This is a genomic window from Brevundimonas naejangsanensis DSM 23858 (genome assembly GCF_000421705.1).
In the GTDB taxonomy this organism is placed as follows: Bacteria; Pseudomonadota; Alphaproteobacteria; order Caulobacterales; family Caulobacteraceae; genus Brevundimonas; species Brevundimonas naejangsanensis.
Window position 1 is genome coordinate 1 of sequence record NZ_ATXN01000004.1, and the last position, 2,500, is coordinate 2,500.

Genomic DNA, 2,500 nt, shown 5'->3' on the forward strand with positions numbered 1-2,500 from the left:
TGGGTGCGGGAGCAGGATTTGAACCTGCGACCTTCAGGTTATGAGCCTGACGAGCTACCGGGCTGCTCCATCCCGCGGCAAGGCGGTGAGTAAAGGAAGAAGGGTTCGAGATATCATTCATGTGTGTCGGGTAGACCCGGCGACGACCTACTCTCCCGCGCCTTAAGACGAAGTACCATCGGCTCTGGAGGGCTTAACGACCGAGTTCGGAATGGGATCGGGTGGGGAACCTCCGACAGAGCCACCGGGTCAACCCGACACACATGAATGAGAAGATATTGTCTTTGATTTCGGCAAGTAAAAACCGAATGAGTTTTGCTGAGAAACGATCAAGCCGATCGGATTATTAGTACCAGTAAGCTTCACACGTCACCGCGCTTCCACACCTGGCCTATCAACGTGGTAGTCTTCCACGATCCTCAGCGAAGCCTTGTTTTGAGGTTAGTTTCCCGCTTAGATGCTTTCAGCGGTTATCTATTCCATACTTAGCTACCCTGCTGCACGGCTGGCGCCATGACAGGTCCACCAGAGGTATGTCCATCCCGGTCCTCTCGTACTAGGGACAGATCCTCTCAAGCTTCGAACACCCACGGCAGATAGGGACCAAACTGTCTCACGACGTTCTGAACCCAGCTCACGTACCACTTTAAACGGCGAACAGCCGTACCCTTGGGACCTGCTCCAGCCCCAGGATGTGATGAGCCGACATCGAGGTGCCAAACTTTGCCGTCGATATGGACTCTTGGGCAAAATCAGCCTGTTATCCCTAGAGTACCTTTTATCCGTTGAGCGATGGCCCTTCCACGCGGGACCACCGGATCACTATGGCCGACTTTCGTCTCTGCTCGACTTGTCAGTCTCGCAGTCAGGCTAGCTTATGCCATTGCACTCGACGACCGATTTCCGACCGGTCTGAGCTAACCATCGCGCGCCTCCGTTACACTTTGGGAGGCGACCGCCCCAGTCAAACTACCCACCACGCCATGTCCCGGGACCGGATAACGGCCCTCGGTTAGACGTCAACGACAGTAAGGGTGGTATTTCAAGGATGGCTCCACCAGAGCTGGCGCCCCGGTTTCATAGCCTCCCACCTATCCTACACATACGGTCGCTAACGCCAAGGCGAAGCTATAGTAAAGGTTCATAGGGTCTTTCCGTCTGACCGCGGGAACCCCGCATCTTCACGGGGAATTCAATTTCACTGAGCCTGTGCTGGAGACAGTGGGGAAGTCGTTACGCCATTCGTGCAGGTCGGAACTTACCCGACAAGGAATTTCGCTACCTTAGGACCGTTATAGTTACGGCCGCCGTTTACCTGGGCTTCAGTTCGGAGCTTTCACTCCTCCCTTTAACCTTCAGGCACCGGGCAGGCGTCAGACCCTATACGTCGCATTGATGCTTCGCAGAGCCCTATGTTTTTGCTAAACAGTCGCTACCCCCTGGCTTGTGCCACTCAGTCCTGGTTGCCCAGGGTGAGTCACGCTTATTCCGAAGTTACGCGTGCAATTTGCCGAGTTCCTTCAGCACAGTTCTCTCAAGCGCCTTGGTATACTCTACCTGACCACCTGTGTCGGTTTCGGGTACGGTCTCTGCTGGAGTTATTTCCAGGGACAACGCCACCGCCGGGAACAATCCAATAAGCCCCGACGACTTATGCCATCCGTCACTTCCAGCTGGTGCAGGAATATTTACCTGCTTCCCATCGACTACGCTTTTCAGCCTCGCCTTAGGGGCCGACTAACCCTGCGCAGATTAGCTTTACGCAGGAACCCTTGGTCTTTCGGCGACAGTGTTTCTCACACTGTTTATCGTTACTCATGTCAGCATTCTCACTTCCGATACCTCCAGCCAACCTCACGGTTGACCTTCACAGGCTTACGGAACGCTCCGCTACCGCTTGCAGTAAACTGCAAACCCATATCTTCGGCGCATGGCTTTAGCCCCGTTACATTTTCCGCGCAGGATCGCTTGATCAGTGAGCTGTTACGCTTTCTTTAAAGGATGGCTGCTTCTAAGCCAACCTCCTGATTGTCAAAGCAATCCCACATCGTTTCCCACTTAGCCATGACTTGGGGGCCTTAGATGATGGTTAGGGTTGTTTCCCTTTTCACGACGGACGTTAGCACCCGCCGTGTGTCTGCCCGATAGTACTCTTGGGTATTCGGAGTTTGGTTAGTATTGGTACCGCTCGCGCAGCCCGCAACCATCCAGTGCTCTACCCCCCAAGGTATTCGTCGGACGCTCTACCTAAATAGATTTCGCGGAGAACCAGCTATGTCCAGGTTTGATTGGCCTTTCACCCCTATCCACAAGTCATCCCAGAATTTTTCAACATTCACGGGTTCGGACCTCCAGTAAGTGTTACCTTACCTTCATCCTGCTCATGGATAGATCACCTGGTTTCGGGTCGTCATACGTCGAACTTAGCGCCCTATTCAGACTCGCTTTCGCTGCGCCTACACCTAACGGCTTAAGCTTGCTCGACATATGAAGTCGCTGA

1 tRNA gene and 2 rRNA genes (1 of these 3 cut by a window edge) are annotated in these 2,500 nt (G+C 53.8%); all 3 read right to left on the reverse strand.

What is annotated here, in order from left to right:
- Nucleotides 1-77, reverse strand: a tRNA-Met gene (locus tag H556_RS0109545).
- Between the two features lie 57 nt (nucleotides 78-134).
- Nucleotides 135-249: ribosomal RNA gene (gene rrf, locus H556_RS0109550) — 5S ribosomal RNA — on the reverse strand.
- 76 nt (nucleotides 250-325) lie between these two features.
- Nucleotides 326-2,500, reverse strand: a 23S ribosomal RNA gene (locus H556_RS0109555) (it continues 606 nt past the right edge of the window).